This is a genomic window from Mycobacterium sp., from assembly GCF_046091765.1.
Lineage (GTDB): Bacteria > Actinomycetota > Actinomycetes > Mycobacteriales > Mycobacteriaceae > Mycobacterium.
The window spans coordinates 18085-36485 of record NZ_JBJTCF010000090.1; the positions used below are offsets into that span (position 1 = coordinate 18085).

The 18401-nt window shown below is 71.0% G+C and carries 15 protein-coding genes and 1 tRNA gene; 7 read left to right on the forward strand and 9 right to left on the reverse strand.

The window, feature by feature from the left end; genetic code table 11:
* The first annotated feature begins 3 nt into the window (after positions 1 to 3).
* Genes ACKOB8_RS09535 through ACKOB8_RS09550 form a run of 4 tightly spaced genes read left to right on the forward strand, consistent with a single transcriptional unit; the run spans position 4 to position 3672 of the window.
* Positions 4 to 1341 carry a M1 family metallopeptidase gene (locus tag ACKOB8_RS09535; RefSeq protein ID WP_526377008.1) on the forward strand — a complete coding sequence of 446 codons (1338 nt, stop codon included), beginning with the start codon at positions 4 to 6 and terminating at the stop codon, positions 1339 to 1341.
* Positions 1338 to 2600, forward strand: coding sequence for a hypothetical protein (locus ACKOB8_RS09540; RefSeq protein WP_526376969.1), 1263 nt, complete (start codon positions 1338 to 1340; stop codon positions 2598 to 2600). Before ACKOB8_RS09535 ends, ACKOB8_RS09540 begins: the two co-directional genes overlap by 4 nt.
* A gap of 41 nt (positions 2601 to 2641) precedes the next feature.
* A complete protein-coding gene (ppgS, locus tag ACKOB8_RS09545) occupies positions 2642 to 3337 on the forward strand; it encodes a polyprenyl-phospho-N-acetylgalactosaminyl synthase PpgS (protein WP_526376970.1) in 696 nt (231 codons plus the stop codon).
* Positions 3334 to 3672, forward strand: coding sequence for a DUF2304 domain-containing protein (locus ACKOB8_RS09550; protein ID WP_526376971.1), 339 nt, complete (start codon positions 3334 to 3336; stop codon positions 3670 to 3672). The genes ppgS and ACKOB8_RS09550 overlap by 4 nt, the downstream gene beginning before the upstream one ends.
* Positions 3673 to 3682: 10 nt before the next feature.
* On the opposite strand, the gene ACKOB8_RS09555 is transcribed toward ACKOB8_RS09550, so the two are convergent.
* Positions 3683 to 4624, reverse strand: a complete 942-nt coding sequence (locus tag ACKOB8_RS09555) for an NAD-dependent epimerase/dehydratase family protein (protein ID WP_526376972.1) — start codon at positions 4622 to 4624, stop codon at positions 3683 to 3685.
* Positions 4625 to 4671: 47 nt separating this feature from the next.
* Between ACKOB8_RS09555 and ACKOB8_RS09560 the strand changes: the two genes are divergently transcribed.
* A complete protein-coding gene (locus ACKOB8_RS09560; RefSeq protein ID WP_526376973.1) occupies positions 4672 to 6459 on the forward strand; it encodes a hypothetical protein in 1788 nt (595 codons plus the stop codon).
* 34 nt (positions 6460 to 6493) lie between these two features.
* Here ACKOB8_RS09560 and ACKOB8_RS09565 read toward each other — a convergent pair whose 3' ends face one another.
* The 5 genes from ACKOB8_RS09565 to ACKOB8_RS09585 form a co-directional block, all read right to left on the reverse strand.
* Positions 6494 to 6964 carry a hypothetical protein gene (locus ACKOB8_RS09565; RefSeq protein ID WP_526376974.1) on the reverse strand — a complete coding sequence of 157 codons (471 nt, stop codon included), beginning with the start codon at positions 6962 to 6964 and terminating at the stop codon, positions 6494 to 6496.
* A gap of 47 nt (positions 6965 to 7011) precedes the next feature.
* Entirely contained in the window at positions 7012 to 7155 is a 144-nt protein-coding gene (locus tag ACKOB8_RS09570) for a DUF2256 domain-containing protein (protein ID WP_526376975.1), read from the reverse strand.
* A gap of 173 nt (positions 7156 to 7328) precedes the next feature.
* Positions 7329 to 8597 (reverse strand): hypothetical protein, encoded by a 1269-nt coding sequence (locus ACKOB8_RS09575; RefSeq protein ID WP_526376976.1) that lies wholly within the window; start codon positions 8595 to 8597, stop codon positions 7329 to 7331.
* A gap of 283 nt (positions 8598 to 8880) precedes the next feature.
* Positions 8881 to 8953: transfer RNA gene (locus ACKOB8_RS09580), tRNA-Thr, on the reverse strand.
* Between the two features lie 39 nt (positions 8954 to 8992).
* Complete coding sequence (locus tag ACKOB8_RS09585) at positions 8993 to 10234, reverse strand: DNA polymerase III subunit delta' (RefSeq protein WP_526376977.1); 1242 nt, start codon at positions 10232 to 10234, stop codon at positions 8993 to 8995.
* A 57-nt stretch (positions 10235 to 10291) separates the two neighbouring features.
* Between ACKOB8_RS09585 and ACKOB8_RS09590 the strand changes: the two genes are divergently transcribed.
* Entirely contained in the window at positions 10292 to 11866 is a 1575-nt protein-coding gene (locus tag ACKOB8_RS09590) for an adenylate/guanylate cyclase domain-containing protein (protein ID WP_526376978.1), read from the forward strand.
* Positions 11867 to 11879: 13 nt separating this feature from the next.
* Here ACKOB8_RS09590 and topA read toward each other — a convergent pair whose 3' ends face one another.
* From topA to ACKOB8_RS09605, 3 genes are all read right to left on the reverse strand, one after another.
* Complete coding sequence (gene topA, locus ACKOB8_RS09595; protein WP_526376979.1) at positions 11880 to 14675, reverse strand: type I DNA topoisomerase; 2796 nt, start codon at positions 14673 to 14675, stop codon at positions 11880 to 11882.
* Positions 14676 to 14793: 118 nt separating this feature from the next.
* Positions 14794 to 15372, reverse strand: coding sequence for a hypothetical protein (locus tag ACKOB8_RS09600; RefSeq protein ID WP_526376980.1), 579 nt, complete (start codon positions 15370 to 15372; stop codon positions 14794 to 14796).
* A 114-nt stretch (positions 15373 to 15486) separates the two neighbouring features.
* Complete coding sequence (locus tag ACKOB8_RS09605; protein WP_526376981.1) at positions 15487 to 15690, reverse strand: cold-shock protein; 204 nt, start codon at positions 15688 to 15690, stop codon at positions 15487 to 15489.
* A 273-nt stretch (positions 15691 to 15963) separates the two neighbouring features.
* Here ACKOB8_RS09605 and sftH point away from each other — a divergent pair, with 273 nt between their 5' ends.
* Positions 15964 to 18351, forward strand: a complete 2388-nt coding sequence (sftH, locus tag ACKOB8_RS09610) for a DNA 3'-5' helicase SftH (protein WP_526377009.1) — start codon at positions 15964 to 15966, stop codon at positions 18349 to 18351.
* Positions 18352 to 18401 lie beyond the last annotated feature (50 nt).

The following is an 18401-nucleotide window of genomic DNA, read 5'->3' on the forward strand; positions in this document are numbered from 1 at the left end:
CACATGAAAAACGGCAAGGATGCCCTCAAGAAAAGCGCGTCCCCTCCGGTCATCGATCCGTATCTGCCCCACAACGGCAATTTCGGCTACCGGGTGTCCCGCTACGAGCTGGATCTGGAATACAAGATGGCCAGCAACCGGCTCGCCGGTGCCGCAACGATCACGGCCGTGACCCTGGCCTCTCTGCAGTCCTTCACCCTGGATCTCGCCGACAATCTGACGGTCGCCAAAGTGGCGGTCAACGGGCGCAGGCCGCTGCGCTACTCCACCGGCGACGGCAAGCTGCGGATCCGGCTGGCGACCGCTCTGCCGGCCGGCTCGGTGCTGTCGATCGCCATCCGCTACGGCGGGACACCCCGTCCGGTCCCGTCCCCGTGGGGCCAAGTCGGATTCGAAGAGCTGGCCAACGGTGTGCTGGTCGCCGGCCAGCCCAACGGTTCACCGTCGTGGTTCCCCTGCGACGACCATCCCAGTGCCAAGGCCAGCTACCGGATCCGCATCACCACCGACAGCCCCTACCGAGCGGTGTCCAACGGGGAGCTGATCGCGCGGCGGGTGCGCGCGGCGCAGACCGAGTGGACCTACGAACAATCCGAGCCGACGTCGCCGTACCTGATCACGCTGCAGATCGGCCTCTACGAGAGCCACCAGCTGCCCAAGGCGCCGGTGGCCATGCGGGCCGTTCTGCCCCAACGGCTGCGGGCCAACTTCTCCCACGACTTCGCCCGCCAGCCGCAGATGATGAAGGTCTTCATCAAGCTCTTCGGGCCCTACCCGCTGGCCAACGGCTACACGGTCGTGGTCACCGACGACGTGCTGGACATCCCCCTGGAGGCGCAGGGCATCTCCATCTTCGGGGCCAACCACTGCGACGGCAGCCGCGGCTCGGAGCGGCTGGTCGCCCACGAGTTGGCTCATCAGTGGTTCGGCAACAGCGTCACCGTTCGCCGCTGGCGCGACATCTGGCTGCACGAGGGATTCGCCTGCTACGCGGAGTGGCTGTGGTCGGAGAACTCCGGGGGGCCCACTGCCGCGGATCTCGCCCGCCAGCACCATCAGCGGCTGGTGGCCGCGCCGCCGGCCCTGCTGCTCTCCGACCCGGGTCCCCGGCACATGTTCGACGACTGGGTGTACAAACGCGGCGCACTGACCCTGCATGCCCTGCGCGGCCTCATCGGCGACACGAGTTTCTTCGCGCTGCTGCGCGAGTGGACCACCCGCTACCGGCACTCCACGGTCGTCACGGACGACTTCACCGGCCTGGCCGCGAAGTTCGCCGAGGTGCCGTTGCGTCCGCTGTGGGATGCCTGGCTGTATTCGACCGGGGTCCCGCCGCTGTGACCGACGCCGGCGTCCCCGGGCTGAGCCCCGACGACGCCGCCGCCGGTCCGGCGACGCGGGGCAGCGTCGCCCGGGTCGGTCTGGCCACCGTCGTCACCGCGGTGTGCGGCTACGCGGTGCTCTATCTGGCCGCCCGGCAACTCGAGCCGGCCGGATTCGCGGTGTTCGCGGTGTTCTGGGGCGCTTTCGGTCTGGTCACCGGTGCGGCCAACGGATTGCTGCAGGAGGCCGCCCGCGAGGTCAGGCTGGGTGACCGGATCGCCGCCGACGCGCCCCGGCGGACCCGCCCGATGGCGGTGGCCGCCGGGGTCGGGCTGGCGGCGGCGGTGTTCATCGCCGCCACATCCGGCATGTGGGCGCACTACGTCTTCGCCGATGCGCGGTCGCTGTCGGTCGGACTGCTCTCGGCGGGACTTGCCGGATTCTGTTTTCACGCAACGCTTCTGGGAATGCTCGCCGGCACCGGACGCTGGACGTCGTACGGATCGCTGATGGTGACCGACGCGGTCATCAGGTTGACCCTGGCGGCGGTGGCCTACCGCGCGGGCTGGGGTCTGGCCGGATTCCTCTGGGCGACCGTCGGGGGTGCGGTGGCCTGGATCCTGCTGCTGGCGGTGTCGGCCGGGGCGCGGCAGGCGGCGCGGCTGTCGACACCCGTCACGCCTTCGGCGTATCTTCGCGGCGCGTCGCATTCGATCGCCGCCGCCGGCGCGAGCGCGATCCTGGTGATGGGATTCCCGGTTCTGCTCAAGGCGACTTCGGCCCAACTGGGTGCCGCCGGCGGCGTGGTGATCCTGGCGGTCACGCTGACCCGGGCACCCCTGCTGGTGCCGCTGACCGCCATGCAGGGCAACCTGATCGTGTACTTCGTCGATCACCGCCGCGCGCGGGTGCGGGCGCTGCTTCCCCCGGCCGGGGTGATCCTGGCGATCGGGGTGGCCGGTGTGGTCGCGGCCGCACTGATCGGGCCCTGGCTGCTGCGGGTCGGCTTCGGCGCGGACTACTCCGCAGACAGCGCCCTGCTGGCATGGCTCACCGCCGGTGCGGTGTCGATCGCCCTCCTGACGCTGACCGGAGCGGCGACCGTGGCAGCCGCGCTGCATCGGGCCTACGCGCTGGGCTGGGTCGGGGCGACGGTGGCCGCCACCCTGCTGCTGACGCTGCCCGCCGACCTACAGACCAGGACCGTCGTCGCCCTGCTGTGCGGGCCGATGGTGGGAATGGGCGTGCATCTGGCCGCCCTGGCCCGCACTGGCTGAGCAGGGAGATCCGCCGGGACGGGGAACCCGGCGTGTAGTTTGTGGGCATCGACACGGCCAGCGTCTGGATCATCGTCCCGGCTTTCAACGAGTCACAGATCATCGGCGACGTCGTCGGCGAGTTGCGATCGGTCTACCCGCACGTGGTGTGCGTTGACGACGGCAGCACCGACGACACCGCCGACGTCGCGCTGCGTGCGGGTGCCCACGTCGTGATCCATCCGGTGAACCTGGGCCAGGGTGCGGCGATTCAGACCGGCGTCGAGTATGCCCGCGGCCAAGCGGGCGCGGCGGTGTTCGCGACCTTCGACGCCGACGGGCAGCACCGGACGGCCGACCTCACCGCGATGCTCGGCCGGCTGGCACGGGGCGACGTCGACATCGTGATCGGGACCCGCTTCGCCGGGCCGACCGCCGGTGCCACACCGCCGCTCAAGCGGATCCTGCTGCGCGCGGCCGCGGCCTTGAGTGCGAGCAGTCGCCGACTCGGCCTGACCGACGCGCACAACGGGCTGCGGGTGTTCAACCGCACCGTCGCCGATCACCTCAATCTGGCGATGGCGGGGATGAGCCATGCCGGCGAGTTCGTCAAACTCATCGACGAAAACCACTGGCGGGTGGCCGAGGAACCGGTCGAGATCCTCTACACCGACTATTCGCTCGCCAAGGGCCAACCCCTGCTCAACGGAGTCAACATCGTTTTCGACGGATTGTTGCGAAGGAGGATGCGCCGGTGAACTGGATTCAGGTGCTGCTCATCACCGCCGTCGTCACCCTGCTGGTCTACCTGCTGCGGTCGCGCACCGACGCCAAGGCGAAGGCGTGGGTGAAGGTCGGCTATCTGCTGTTCGTCATCGCAGCGATCTACGCCATCCTGCGTCCGGACGACACCACCGTGGTCGCCAACTGGCTGGGCGTCGACCGTGGGACCGATCTGTTGTTCTACGCGCTGATCATCGCCTTCGTGTTCACCACGCTGAGCACCTATCTGCGCTTCAAGGAGTTGGAGTTGCGCTACGCCCGGCTCGCGCGGGCGGTGGCGTTGCAGAGCGCCCGCGTCCCGGAACGCTGAGGTCGGCTGGTCAGCAATCCGCGGTGCGGAAGTACTCGGCGGTGCTGCGCAACCCCTCGGCGAGGCGGATCCGGGGACGCCAGCCCAGCACCATCTCGGCCTTGCGCACGTCCAGGCAGGATCGCCTGAGGTCGCCCAGCCGGGGCGGGGCGAACTCCGGTTCGTCGGCGGCGCCGACGGCCGCGGCCACCGCGGTGTGCAGATCGCGGTCGCTGGTCTCCACCGCGGTGCCGACGTTGAACCGCTGACCGGCCCCGGCCGATCCGGAGGCCCGCACGAACGCGTCGACGACGTCGTCGACGTAGACGTAGTCGCGCGTGTTGCCGCCGTCGCCGAACACGGTGGTGGGTCTGCCGGCCAGCAGGGCCTGGGTGAAGATCGCGACGACACCCGCTTCGCCGTGCGGATCCTGCCGGGGTCCATAGACATTCGCCGGCGCGATATGCGAGCAGTCCAGGCCGTAGAGGTGGCGAAAGGCGTTGAGATACGTCTCGGCGGCGACCTTGCCCGCCGCGTACGGTGATGCCGGGTCGGGCGGAACCGACTCGCTGGTCGGGTAGTTGCGCGGGACGCCGTAGATGGAGCCGCCCGAGGACGTGTTCACCACCTTGCGCACCCCGGCCCGCCGCGCCGCCTCGGCCAGCCGGATGGTGCCCACCACGTTGACCGTCGCATCCAACTCCGGATCGGCCACCGAGCGCCGCACATCGATCTGTGCGGCAAGGTGGTAGACCACCTCGGGCTTGACCTCGGCCAGCAGACCGATCAGATCAACGGTGACGATGTCGGCCTGCGTGAAACTGAAGCCGTCATGGGTGCGGGCGTGGCCGAGGTTCGCCTCCCGGCCAGAGCTCAGGTCGTCCACTCCGACCACCGAGTGCCCGTCGGCCAGCAGGCGGTCGACCAGGGTGGAGCCGATGAAGCCGGCCGCGCCGGTGACCAGGGTCCGCATCCGCTCCACCATACGCAGCGCCGATCACCGCCCGTACAGTCGTGGCGATGGCCGTCCGCACCGCCGCGCGCGTACCCCCGGTCGCCGCGGTCGCGCTGACCGCGATCGGGCTGCAGACGATTCTCCGGGCGTGGCTGGCGTTCGGCGGATACTTCTACTGGGATGACCTGATCCTGGTGGGCCGGGCCGGAACGCACCCGCTGCTGTCGCTGCCGTATCTGTTCGACGACCACGACGGTCACGTGATGCCGGGGGGATTCCTGCTCGGCGGACTGATCATCCGTGCGGCCCCGCTGGTGTGGACCTGGCCGGCGGTGAGCATGGTGGTGCTCGGGCTCGCGGCATCGCTGGCGCTGCTGCGCGCGCTGTACGTGATCCTCGGCTGGCGGCCGGCGCTGCTGGCGCCGCTGTGCTTTGCGCTGTTCACCCCGCTGGGCGTGCCGGGGTTCGCGTGGTGGGCCGCCGCGCTGAACAGTCTGCCCATGCTGGCGGCGATGGCATGGGCATCCGCGGATGCGGTGCTGCTCGTTCGCACCGGCAACCAGCGCTACGCCGCGACGGCCCTGCTGGCCTACCTGGTCGGGTTGCTGTTCTTCGAGAAGTCGGCGGTGATCCCCGTGGTGGCCTTCGGGGTGGCGGTACTGCTGAGCCACGTGCGGGGCGACCCGCACTGCGTGCGGACGGTGTGGCGCCGGGGCCTGCGGCTGTGGGTGGGCGCCCTGGGTGTGACGGCGGCATGGCTGGTGCTCTACCTCGTCGTGGTCGACCAACGCCGGTGGAGCTTCGACCTGCCGATGACGTGGGACCTGCTGAGCCGCTCGGTGACCCACGGGATCGTGCCGGGCCTGATCGGCGGACCGTGGCAGTGGCAGCGGTGGGCGCCGGCTTCGCCCTGGGCGGTGCCGCCGCCGGCCGCGATGATCCTGGGCTGGGCGGCGCTGCTGGCGGCGGTGGTCGTCTCGATGGCGGTCAAACGGCGCATCGGGGTGCTGTGGCTGGCTGCCGTCGGCTACGTCGCGCTCTGCCAGGTTCCGATCTACCTGATGCGATCCTCGGCCTTCACCGCGCTGGAACTCGCCCAGACGCTGCGCTACCTGCCCGATCTCGTTGTGGTGCTCGCGCTGCTGGCCGCGGTCGGCATGTGTGCGCCGTATCGCACTCGGGCGCAACGGTTTTCGTCTCGACAGCGCACCTTTGCCGTCGCGGGCCTTACCGCGGCTTTCGTGGCCAGCAGCCTGGTTTCCACCCGGACCTTTCTGGCCAGCTGGCAGGACAACCCGACCAAGGCCTACCTGACCAACGCGGTCGACAGCCTCGCCGCCGCCGCGCGGCAGCAGGAGTCCCCGCTGCTCGACCAGGAGGTCGACCCGCTGATCCTGGCGCGGGTGGTCCGGCCGGAGAACCTGGCCAGCCATCTGTTCGCACTGCTGGCCGAGCGGCCCCCGTTCGCCGACCACACCGACAGGTTGCGGATGCTCGACTCGGCGGGCGGGCTTCTCGACGCCGACGTGACCTGGGTGCGCCGGATCCTGCCCGGGCCCGCGCCGCAGTGCGGATACCTGATCCAACCGGACGCCCCGGCACGCATGCCTCTGGATGGTCCGCTGCTGCCGGCCGACTGGACCGCCGAGATCAACTACCTGGCCAACACCGACGGCAGCGTGCTGATGGCGCTGGCGACGGGCGCGGAGTCCAAGGTGCCGGTCAAGCCGGGGCTGAACCGGGTGTACGTGCGCCTGTCCGGGGCGGGCGAGGCGGTCGGCGTGCGGGCGGCGACCGACGGGCTGTCGGTGTGTGTGGCCGCGGGCCCGGTGGGCTTCCTCGCACCGCGCTGATCCGCCACGCGGCGCCGGACCCGGTCGTCTGCGTTCAGTCCCGGCTCTCGGCGATGATCTCCGCGAGCAGGGTCCGCACGTCGCGGCCCGCCACCGTGGCCGCGATCGCGATCAACTGGATGGCCGCGTCCCGGCCCCGGTCGAGGAGGTTGGCCACCGCGATCTCGACGACCAACCCGAACTGCTCGCGCAGCGCCTCCTCGGCACGGGCCAGTGCGCGGGCGGCGTGCGGCAGCGGCACACACCGGCTGAACTGGGAGAAAACCTCAGGGTCCATGCGGCGGTAAAACCGCTGGACCAGGAGCCTGTTCATCAGCGCGGTGCCGCCGGGCTGGCGCAGCGTCACCTCCCGCGCGGCAAGTTCACCGACCATCGGTTCCGCCCAGCTCAAACAAAGCCGCACGAACAGTCGCGACAGATCCACGGCGACGACAGCGCCGACCGGGTCGGCGAGATCGGCGAGATCGGAGGAGTCGGCAGGCAGGGGCGGGGTTGAGTCATACACAGTCGCCATGATGCCCGCGGGGTCTGACATGTTGCCGTTTACCCAGATCAGCCCGACCGGCGGCACCGCTCCCCGCAGTAGCGCACGTTCTCCCAGTCCCGCGCCCACTTGCGCCGCCACTCGAACGGCCGCCCGCAGGTCACGCACACCTTCGGTGCGTGACCGTTCTTATCGCGCGCTGCCCGGGGCACGACCCGAGCCTACGGCCCGCCCCGCGGTTCGGGCATGGACAGCAACACCGACAGCAACACCGACAGCAAGACGCCCCCCTTCGGCGGAAGGGGGGCGCCTTGGTCTAAGGGGCCGGTCTAGTGGGCCGGTCTAAGGGGCCGGTCTAGTGGGCCGGCCTGTCGGACCCGGGGACTCAGCGCGCCGAGCGCGTCGCCCCGGCCTTGGCCTTGGCCTTCGACGAACCGCCCGCGGGGGCAGCCGCCGACTCCGAGCCACCGGCCGAACCGGCATCCGAAGCCGCCGGCGCATCCGCGCCACCGGAGGCCGCGCCGTCACCGGCACCGCCGGAGTCGGCAGCCGCCGCCTCCGAAGCACCGCTGTCGGCAGCCACGGTCGCCGGACCGGCGTCCACCGCGACCTTGACCTCAGCCGCAGTCGGAGCCGCAGCCGCCGGTGCCGCCTCGACCGCCGACGGCGGCGGCAGCGGAGCAGTTCCCGACTCCAGGGCGTAGGCCACCGCGTAGCTGGCGGCCTGGCCCTCGGTGCGGATGCTCGGGATGAACTGCGTCAGCGGGTTGGGGCCGACCTGCACGCCGGCACCGGCGGTCAGATTCAGCACATCGCCGGGCAGCCCCGCCACGCTGAGGAAGTCGACGACCACCGTGTTCCAGACCGCCTCCACATCGAAGGAGGAGACCGCCGTGACCACGTTGTTGATGTAGGTCTGCACCTTGGTGAACAGGTACCCGACCTGCGCGGTGGTCGCGGTCACCAGGGTCGGAGCCACCTCGACGATCGTGTCGAGAACCGCGGTGGCGTTGTTGATGACCGAGGCCACCAGGTTGTTCGCGGCGGTGATGACCGTGTTGACGGCGCTGTTGACCGAGGCCACCGCCGCCGAGACCGCCCCGGTGATGGCGGCGATCGCCGCGTTGATGTCCAGCGAGAGCAGGTCCAGCACCACGGTCACCGCGGTGGCCGGGATGCTCCACAGGATGTCGGAGAAGTCACCCGCCACCGACAGCCCGGCCGCCAGCAGCGAGTTGCCGTACCCGACCAGGTTGTCGACGAACTGCCGCGCCACCGGCAGCGGGTCGGCAAGAAGCTGACCCACGATGCCGACCGCCTGGTAGCCCGGCGCCCCGGCGGGGATCAGAGCACTCGGAGTCAGCGGCAGGATGGTGTCGTTGAGCACCGCGCCGATGCCCGACGCCGGCCAGTTCAACGCGGCGCCCCCTGCGCCGGAGCCGTAAGCGGTGGACAGCAGGTACTGGCCGGTCACCCCCACGACGCCGAGCAGGGCGTCGATCGGGTTTGCGAACGCCGACAGAGAAACAGCCGGCGAGGCCGACAGCACCGGCAAGCCGGCACCGTTGGCCATTACGGGGGTCATCGCGACGGCGCTGGCGCCGACCACGGCGACGGCGCCCGCGATCATCTGCGAACGAAGTGAGATCTGCATGGTCTCGTCCTTCCGAGGTAGTACCCGGCGCGGGTCGCGCTGAGCGATTTCTGAAAGTTACCTGAGTGAAACCTGAGTGTCTAGGGGTTTGGGCAAGAAAGTTGAAAAAAGTTTGCCGGGCCCTTCCTGGCTGAAACCTCTGGTCAGACCCGCTCGGCTCGGCAGGCCGGGCCTAACGGGGGTCTCGGGGCGTCTGAGAAAACCTGAGACCGGACCAGACTCTAGCGGAGAGCGGGCCTCATTGCTGAAAGAAACGCCGCAGCGGCGTGACAGATCACAAGCGAGCCGCCTGGGGGAATCGAACCCCCGACCTATTCATTACGAGTGAATCGCTCTGCCGACTGAGCTAAGGCGGCCTGGCACACAGCAAAGGGCAGTTTATACCCCGATCCCGCTCAGCCCGCGGGCTCGAGGGCTTCGCCCACCGCGGCGACCAGTGCGTGGACGGCGAACTTGGGCTTGACGTTGGCCGCCAGCGCCTCCCGGCAGACAAGCACGGCCTCGATGCAGCGCAGCAGCCGCTGCGGCGACGCCGCCGCGGCCAGCGCGGCGGTCCGCTCCGCCATGTCGGGATGGTTGGCCGCCACCCCCGGCTGGCCCCGGCCCTCGGCGCCGGCGGCCGCGGCGATCAGCGCGTCCCGGAAAAAGGAGGCCAGGTCGATCAGCGCCCGGTCCAGGGCGTCCCGCGAGGCCCGGGTCTGCCGGGATTTCTGGCGGCGCTCCAGATCCTTGAGGGCGCCGGCGGCGCCCCGCAGCGCCCCGGCGGTCCCCTTGCCAGTGCCCCCGGCACCCAGCGCGGTGCGCAGCTCCTCGGTCTCGGCTTCGTCGCGTCCGGAGGTCAGCGCGCGGGCCTCCGCCTCGGCAGCCGCGACCAGTTCCTCGGCGGCCGCGTAGGCGCGCTGCGGCGTCGCCGCGTCGCGGGCCAGATCCAGCGCGCCGGCCCGGCGCGCGCGGGCGTCGGGGTCCGTCGCCAGCCGTCGCGCCCGGCCGACGTGGCCGCCGCTGACCACCGCCGCCCAGCGCGCCTCCTGCTCGCCGATGCCGTCGACGTCGACGAGGACCCGCGCGATCGCCGCCGGCGTCGGGGTCACCAGGGGCACATGGCGGCACCGCGAGCGCAGCGTGACCGCCACGTCGGCGGGGTCCACCGAGGGGGCGCACAGCAGGAACACGGTCAGCGGAGGCGGTTCCTCGACGACCTTCAGCAGCGCGTTCGCCGCACCTTCGGTCAACCGGTCGGCGTCCTCGATGACGACGACCTGCCAGCGGCCGGTGCTGGGCCGGCGTGCCGCCGTCGCCACCACCGACCGCATCTCGTCGACCCCGATAGACAGACCCTCCGGGACGATCCGGCGGACGTCGGCGTGGGTGCCGGCCAAAGTCGAGGTGCAGGCCCGGCAGCGCCCGCAGCCGGGTTCGCCGTCGGCGGTGCACTGCAGCGCGGCGGCGAAGCACAGCGCGGCGACCGAGCGGCCCGACCCGGGCGGCCCGGTGAACAGCCAGGCGTGGGTCATGGCGCCGGGCGCCGCCGTGCCGTCGCCGTGCTGACCGCGGGTATCGCGCGCCGCGGTGGCCGCGGCCACCAACTCCGCCGCGACCGCGCCCTGTCCCAGCAGCCGCGCGAAAACCTCTGCCATCGCTATCGACAGTACTGCGCCACCCCGACCTCGCGACGGGGCCGCTACGGTGAGCGGGTGAACAGCGCGCCGGCCACGCGCAAGCGGATCCGGGACTTCGTTCGCTGGCTCGCGCGCACACCCTGGCCGGTGTTTTCGCTGGGCATCCTGCAGGCCGACATCATCGGCGCCCTGCTGGTACTCGGCTTCCTCCGATTCGGTCTGCCCCCCGCCGACCGGCTCCGGCTTCAGGACCTGCCGACAACGAATCTGGTGGTCCTGCTCGGCTACATCCTCGCGGCCTTCACCGCCGGCACCGTCATCAGCCTGCGCCTGCTGGTGCCGGTATTCCGTTGGCAACGGCAGGACGAGCAACTGACCGACGACGACCCGGCCGTCTTCGAGCAGGCCCGGCTGCGGGCGCTGCGAATGCCCGCCTACCGGGTGCTGATCAGCATGGTCAACTGGGTGATCGGTTCGGTGGTGTTCATCGGGCTGAGCTGGCCGGTCGCCAGCCACGTCGCACCGGTACTGGCCGCGGCGACCCTGCTGGGCGCGACCGCGACGGCGATCATCGGATACCTGCAGTCCGAGCGGGTGCTGCGGCCGGTGGCCGTCGCGGCGCTGCGCGGCGGAACGCCCGTGGGTTTCCGCCGCCCGGGGGTCGTGCTGCGGCTGGTGCTGACCTGGATGCTGTCCACCGGGGTGCCGCTGCTGATGATCGTGCTCTCCATTTCCGCCGCCAAGTTCTCCCTGCTGGAGGTGTCGGCGGACAGCCTGTTCGGGCCGGTGCTGCTGATGGCCGTCGCGGCGTTGCTGGTCGGCCTGTTCGGCAACGTGCTGTCGTCGATGGCGATCGCCGACCCGCTGCGCCAGCTGCGGTGGGCCCTCGGTGAGGTCCAGCGCGGGAACTACAACGCCCACATGCAGATCTACGACGCCACCGAACTGGGCTTGCTGCAGGCCGGCTTCAACGACATGGTTCGCGAACTCAGCGAGCGCCAGCGGCTGCGGGACCTGTTCGGGCGCTACGTCGGCGAGGACGTCGCCCGGCGCGCCCTCGAACGCGGCACCGAGTTGGGCGGTCAGGAGCGCGACGTCGCGGTGCTGTTCATCGACCTCGTCGGCTCGACGCAATTGGCCGCGACCCGCCCGCCGGGTGAGGTCGTCGGACTGCTCAACGACTTCTTCCGGATCGTCGTCGAGACCGTGCAGCGCCACGGCGGGTTCGTCAACAAGTTCCAGGGCGACGCCGCGCTGTGCATTTTCGGCGCCCCGCTGGAGCATCCCGACGCCGCCGGGGCGGCGCTGGCGGCCTCCCGGGAGCTGCACGACGAGCTGATCGGGGCGCTGGGCCAGACCGAGTTCGGCATCGGCGTCTCGGCCGGGCGGGCGATCGCCGGCCACGTGGGGGCGCAGGCCCGATTCGAGTACACCGTGATCGGCGACCCGGTCAACGAGGCCGCCCGGTTGACCGAACTGGCCAAACTCGAGCACGGCCATGTGCTCGCGTCGGCGATCACCGTCAGCGGCGCACCGGATGCCGAGGCACTGTGCTGGGAGGTCGGCGAAGTCGTCGAACTGCGCGGCCGCACCGCGCCCACCCAACTTGCCCGACCGCTGACGATGGCGACCGTCGACGAGAGGGTCTGAACGGGCGACCCGGTCAGCGCTTCTTGGCCGGGGCCTTCTTGCGGGCTGTCTTCTTGGCGGTCCGCGTGACCGGGCCGCGGGCGCGCCGGTCGGCCAGCAGTTCGGACGCGCGCTCGTCGGTGATGGTCGCCACGTCGTCGCCCTTGCGCAGACTCGCATTGGTCTCACCGTCGGTGACGTACGGCCCGAACCTGCCGTTCTTCACCACCATCGGCCGGCCCGAGGCCTGGTCCACGCCGAGTTCGCGCAACGGCGGCGCGGCCGCACCCCGGGCGCCCCGGCGCTTGGGTTCGGCGTAGATCCGCAGCGCTTCGGACAGGTCGATCTCGAAGATCTGATCCTCGGTGGCCAGTGACCGGGAGTCGGTGCCGCGCTTGAGGTATGGACCGTATCGCCCGTTCTGGGCGGTGATCTCCTCGCCGGTCTGCGGATCGGTGCCCACCACACGCGGCAGTGACAGCAGTTTGAGCGCGTCCTGCAGGGTGACCGATTCCAGGTCCATGGACCGGAGCAGTGACCCGGTGCGGGGTTTGGGACCGGTGGGCTTCTTGGACTTCTTCGGCGCCGCGTCACCGTCGTCCGGCGGCTCCGGCAGCGGGGGCAGCACCTCGGTCACGTACGGTCCGTAGCGGCCGTCGCGGGCGACGATCTCGTGACCGGTCGCCGGGTCGACGCCGAGTACGCGGCCCTCCTGCGGCGTGGCGAAGAGGGTCTCGGCGAGTTCCAGGGTCAACTCGTCGGGGGTGATCGCGTCGTTGAGGTTCGCCCGCTGCGGGGTCGGTTCGCCGTCCTCGCCGGGGATCATCCGCTCGAGGTACGGGCCGTTCTTGCCGACCCGCACATAGATCGGTCTGCCGTCGGCGTCGTCGAACAGCGCGATGGAGTTGACCTCCCGCGCGTCGATGCCCTCGAGGTTGACCCCGACCAGTTTCTTGAGTCCGCCGGCCCGGGCGATCGAATGCGGAACGCCGTGCTCGCCGCCGAAGTAGAAGTTGTGCAGCCAGTTGGTCCGCTGCTCGTGGCCGTTGGCGATCTCGTCGAGTTCGTCCTCCATGGCGGCGGTGAAGTCGTAGTCGACCAGGCGCCCGAAGTGCTGCTCGAGCAGTCCGGTCACGGCGAACGCCACCCAGGACGGCACCAGCGCGCTGCCCTTCTTGTTCACATAGCCGCGGTCCTGGATCGTCTTGATGATCGAGGAGTAGGTCGAGGGGCGGCCGATGCCCAGCTCCTCGAGCGCCTTGATCAGCGACGCCTCGGTGAACCGGGCGGGCGGAGTGGTGGTGTGGCCGTCGGGGGTCAGCCTCGTCGCCGCCACGCTCTGGCCCTGCCGCAGCTGCGGCAGCCGGCTCTCGGCATCGTCGGCCTCGCCGCCGGCGAGTTCATCGACGGTCTCGACGTAGGCCTTGAGGAACCCCGCGAAGGTGATGGTGCGGCCGCTGGCGGCGAAGGTGGCCTGCCGGCCCTCGGCGGTCTGGCCGGCGATCCGCAGGCTCAGCGTGGTGCCGCGGGCGTCGGCCATCTGCGAGGCGACCGTGCGCTGCCAGATCAGCTCGTAGAGCCGGAACCCGTCGGAATCGAGTTCGGCGTGCAGCGCACCGGGGGTGGCGAAGGTGTCTCCGGCGGGCCGGATCGCCTCGTGCGCCTCCTGGGCGTTCTTGACCTTGCGGGTGTACTGCCGCGGCGAGGGGTGCACGTACTCGTCGCCGTAGAGCTGGCGGGCCTGATTGCGGGCGGCATCGATCGCGGTCGGCGACAGCGTCGTGGAGTCGGTCCGCATGTAGGTGATGTAGCCGTTCTCGTAGAGCCGCTGGGCGACGCTCATGGTGCGCTCCGAGCTGAAGCGAAGCTTGCGGCCGGCCTCCTGCTGCAGGGTGGAGGTGATGAACGGCGGATAGGGGCGGCGGGTGTAGGGCTTCTCCTCCACCGAGGCCACCGCCAGGCTGACCCCCTCCAAGCCGGCCGCCAGCGACGTGGCCGCCTGCTCGTCGAGCACGACCACCTCGCCGGGTTTGCGCACCGCCCCCTGGGGGTCGAAGTCGCGTCCGGTCGCGACCCGCTTGCCGTCGACGGCGACGAGCCGGGCGGTGAACCGGGGCGGGCTGGCGTCGGGGTCGGATACGCTGGCGTCCAGTTCGGCCAGCACGTCCCAGTAGCCGGCGCTGCGAAACGCCATCCGCTCCCGTTCGCGCTGGACGATGATGCGCGTCGCCACCGACTGGACCCGGCCGGCGGAAAGCTTCGGCGCGACCTTCTTCCACAGCACCGGGCTGACTTCGTAGCCGTAGAGCCGGTCCAGGATCCGGCGGGTCTCCTGGGCGTCGACCAGGTCGCTGTCCAGCTCGCGCGGGGATTCCGCCGCCGCACGGATCGCCGGGCCGGTGATCTCGTGGAACACCATCCGCCGGACCGGAATGCGCGGCTTGAGCGTCTCCAGCAGGTGCCAGGCGATGGCCTCGCCCTCCCGGTCGCCGTCGGTGGCCAGGTAGAGCTCGTCGACGTCCTTGAGCAGACTCTTCAGTTCGCTGACGGTCGCCTTCTTCTCCGGGCTGACGACGTAGAGCGGCTCGAAGTCGTGGTCGACGTTGACCCCCAGCCGTGCCCACGGCTCGGACTTGAACTTGGCCGGCACGTCGGCGGCAACCCGGGGCAGGTCGCGGATGTGCCCGCGGGAGGACTCCACGACGTAGTTGGGGCCCAGGTAGCCGGCGATTTTGCGCGCTTTGGTGGGCGACTCGACGATGACGAGCCGCCGGACATTGCCGTTGTCGCGCCCGCTGCCCTCTGCCTCGGGCCGATCGTCGTCAGCCAACTGCGCCTGAGCTCCCGTTCTGTGCTTTCGTCCCGTTCGGCCTGCGCTGCACCCAGGCATCTGACAATCTCGCACCCCCGTACCGGCGCGCGCAAACCGACTCCCCGGGACGCGCGATTCAGACGCGGGGCCAGGCCGCCTCCGCCTCGGGGCCCTCGGGGGGGTCGCCGACGTTCTCCACCAGCCGCGATAGCCGCCGCCGGCCGCTGATCCGCAGCGCGGGCCGGGCCCCCCGGGTGCCGATCAGGGTCGGTGCGATGCCCACCCGCATCAGGGCCGACGCCAGCGGCGAGTGGGTGTCCGGGGCGTGTGGGTCCAGGCCCAGCAGGTAGCGGTCGGCGTCGGGTTCGCCGGCCGCGAGGGTCCAGGCCCGCAGCTCCCGGGGGCCCGGCAGCCAGCGCGGTGGCACGGTTTTGACCGCACCGCGGGTCCATTCCGCGGCGATCCCGACCAGCCGCGGGTCGACGGCGGTGCGCACCAGTGGGGTGTGCTCGTCGGTGCGGGTGATCTCCGCCTGCAGACCGACCGCGGTCATCATCTCGGCCAGCGCGGCCGCCCGCCAGACGGCGGCGACGACCACCGACAGCCGGGCTCCCCCGCCGACCGTGACGACCTGACCGGCCGCTGCCAGCACCCCGGTGAGATCGGTGACCGCGGGCGGCACCGACTCGGCGGAGAAGAAGGAGAGCTGGCTCACAGCTTGACAGTAGGCCAGCGCGGGCGCCCGCCCCGTTCGGCGAGCCGCCGTCGCCCTACGAAAACACCCCCGCGCTGCCCGAAGGGAGTGCGGGGGTGTTTTGCTTGCGTGGACTCAGATGGAGCGCACGCCCATGGCCTGGGGCCCCTTGGGGCTCTGACCTACCTCGAACTCGACCCGCTGATTCTCTTCAAGGGTTCGGAATCCCGATCCCTGGATTTCCGTGTAGTGGACAAACACGTCGGCGGATCCATCCTCTGGCGCGATGAAGCCGAAGCCCTTCTCCGCGTTGAACCACTTCACAGTCCCCTGTGGCATTTTTCGTACTTTCCTTCTCTTTCCCGGGGGCGGCGCTCCGATGTTCCGGAGCGTCGGGCCGGTTCCGACCGCAATCCTTCGTGGATTAGCCGGATCAATCCGACCTACAGACCCTCGCAGGAACCGCGACCGCAACGTCGATCCTGCGAGTGACGAGCACGAGCACAGAAGCTGCGACCACCTCTATCCAACCACGTCCGGTGCCGCCAGGGACAGTCCGGGGGACAATTGGTTCCCGACAGAGGTGCGGATCTCGGAGGGTTCCCGGTGGCTGTGAGTTTCGGCGGTGCGCTGCTGGCCGGCATCTGCGATGGCCCGGGGACCGCGGCCGAGGGTCCGCTGCGCCACGTCGCGGAGATCCCCGCCCGGCAGGCCCGGCCCGCCCCGTGGTCGCCGTGGGTCGCCGCGGAGGTGCGCGGGGCGCTGGCCGACCTGGGGATCACCACCGCCTGGTCGCATCAGCTCGCCGCGGCCGACCTGGCGCACTCCGGGCAGGACGTGGTGATCAGCACGGGCACCGCGTCGGGCAAGTCGCTCGCCTTCCAGCTGCCCATCCTCGACGCGCTGGCGCGTGACCCGCGGGCGCGGGCGCTCTACCTCTCGCCGACCAAGGCTCTGGGCCACGACCAGCTGCGCGCCGCCCACGCTCTGTGTGCGTCGGTGCCGGGTCTGGCCGACGCGGCCCCGACACCCTTCGACGGCGACACCTCCCCCGAGGTTCGCGCCTTCGCCCGGGAGCGGTCGCGCTGGGTGTTCTCCAATCCCGACATGGTGCATGTGGCACTGCTTGCCCGGCACGCCCGGTGGGCCGTGTTCCTGCGCGGGCTTCGGTTCATCGTGGTCGACGAATGCCATTGCTACCGAGGGGTTTTCGGCTCCCATGTGGCTTTGGTACTGCGACGTCTGCTGCGGCTGTGCCGACGCTACGCCCCGAGCGGCAGCCCCGGCCCGACGGTGATTTTCGCCAGCGCCACGACTGCCTGCCCCGGTGCGGCGGCGTCCCGGCTGATAGGCCGGCCGGTCGCCGAGATCACCGAGGACGGTTCGCCGCACGGTGCCCGCACGGTCGCGCTGTGGGAACCGGAACTGCTGGCCGACCTCGTCGGCGAGAACGGTGCGCCGGTGCGGCGCTCCGCCGGCGCGGAGGCCGCCCGCATGATGGCCGATCTGGTCGCCGAGGGCGCCCGCACCCTCACCTTCGTCCGGTCGCGTCGGGGCGCTGAACTGACCGCGATGCGGACCCGCTCCCGGCTTGAGGACATCGCCCCGCACCTGGCCGACACTGTCGCCTCCTACCGCGCCGGCTACCTGGCCGAGGACCGCCGGCTGCTGGAGCGGGCACTGGCTGACGGCGAGCTGCGGGGCGTGGCCACCACCAACGCCCTGGAACTCGGTATCGACATCGCCGGGCTGGACGCGGTGCTGCTGGCCGGCTTTCCGGGCACCGTCGCGTCCTTCTGGCAGCAGGCCGGGCGCTCGGGCCGACGCGGGCAGGGGGCGCTGGTGGTGCTGATCGCGCGCGACGATCCGCTGGACACCTACCTGGTGCACCACCCGCAGGCCCTGCTGGAACGACCGGTCGAGCACGTCGTCATCGACCCGTCCAATCCCTACGTGCTGGGGCCGCATCTGCTCTGCGCCGCCGCCGAGTTGCCGGTCGGCGTCGACGAGCTGCGCGACGGGGCGGCCCAAGCGGTGGCCGAGGCGCTGGTGGCCGAGGGCCTGCTGCGCCGACGCGGCGGACAGTACTTCCCCGCCCCCGGTGTCGACCCGCACCGGGCGGTGGACATCCGCGGCGCGGTGGGGGGCACGGTCGCGATCGTCGAGGCCGACACCGGCCGGCTGCTGGGCAGCACCGAAGCCGGGCGCGCGCCCGCGACGGTGCATCCCGGCGCGGTCTATCTGCACCAGGGCGAGAGCTACGTCGTCGACTCCCTCGACCTCGAGCGGTCCGTCGCTCTGGTCAGAGCCGAGGATCCCGGCTACTCGACCTTCGCCCGGGAGGTCACCGACATCACCGTCACCGCCGACGGGGAGCGGACCGACTTCGGCGCCGTGACGCTGGGGCTGGTGCCGGTGTCGGTCACCCGGCAGGTGATCGGGTACCTGCGCCGGGGATCCTCCGGTGAGGTGATCGACTTCGTCGAACTCGACATGCCCGCCCAGAATCTGGCGACCACCGCCGTGATGTACACGGTCACCGCGGAGGCGTTGCAGCGCAACGGTGTTGGGCCCGAACGCGTCGCAGGCTCGCTGCACGCCGCCGAGCATGCCGCGATCGGACTGCTGCCGCTGGTGGCCAGTTGCGATCGCGGCGACATCGGCGGGGTGTCGACGGCGGCCGGTGAGGACGGACTTCCCACCGTATTCGTCTACGACGGGCATCCCGGCGGGGCGGGTTTCGCCGAACGCGGGTACCGCACGGCGGCGGTGTGGCTCGGCGCGACGGCCGACGCGATCGGGGCGTGCGAGTGCCCGAGGGGCTGCCCGTCGTGTGTCCAGTCACCCAAGTGCGGCAACGGCAACGACCCCCTCGACAAAGACGGGGCGCTCGCCGTGCTGCGGCTGGTGCTCGCCGCGCTGGGAAGCGCCAGCCCTGACACGCGGCCGCCGACCGACCCCTCGACAACGGTCGACAGCCGCGACGCAGGAGACAACTGAGACGAACGGTCGGACAACGCGATCCGTCGGCAAGCCCGGGGGCGTGACCG

What these genes read in the sequence shown, in the direction of transcription:
- ACKOB8_RS09535 (WP_526377008.1), top strand. Translation starts at nt 4, where the DNA reads ATGAAAAACGGCAAGGATGCCCTCAAGAAAAGCGCGTCCCCTCCGGTC.
- ACKOB8_RS09555 (WP_526376972.1), bottom strand. Translation starts at nt 4,624, where the DNA reads ATGCGGACCCTGGTCACCGGCGCGGCCGGCTTCATCGGCTCCACCCTG.
- ACKOB8_RS09560 (WP_526376973.1), top strand. Translation starts at nt 4,672, where the DNA reads ATGGCCGTCCGCACCGCCGCGCGCGTACCCCCGGTCGCCGCGGTCGCG.
- ACKOB8_RS09575 (WP_526376976.1), bottom strand. Translation starts at nt 8,597, where the DNA reads ATGCAGATCTCACTTCGTTCGCAGATGATCGCGGGCGCCGTCGCCGTG.
- ACKOB8_RS09585 (WP_526376977.1), bottom strand. Translation starts at nt 10,234, where the DNA reads ATGGCAGAGGTTTTCGCGCGGCTGCTGGGACAGGGCGCGGTCGCGGCG.
- ACKOB8_RS09605 (WP_526376981.1), bottom strand. Translation starts at nt 15,690, where the DNA reads ATGCCACAGGGGACTGTGAAGTGGTTCAACGCGGAGAAGGGCTTCGGC.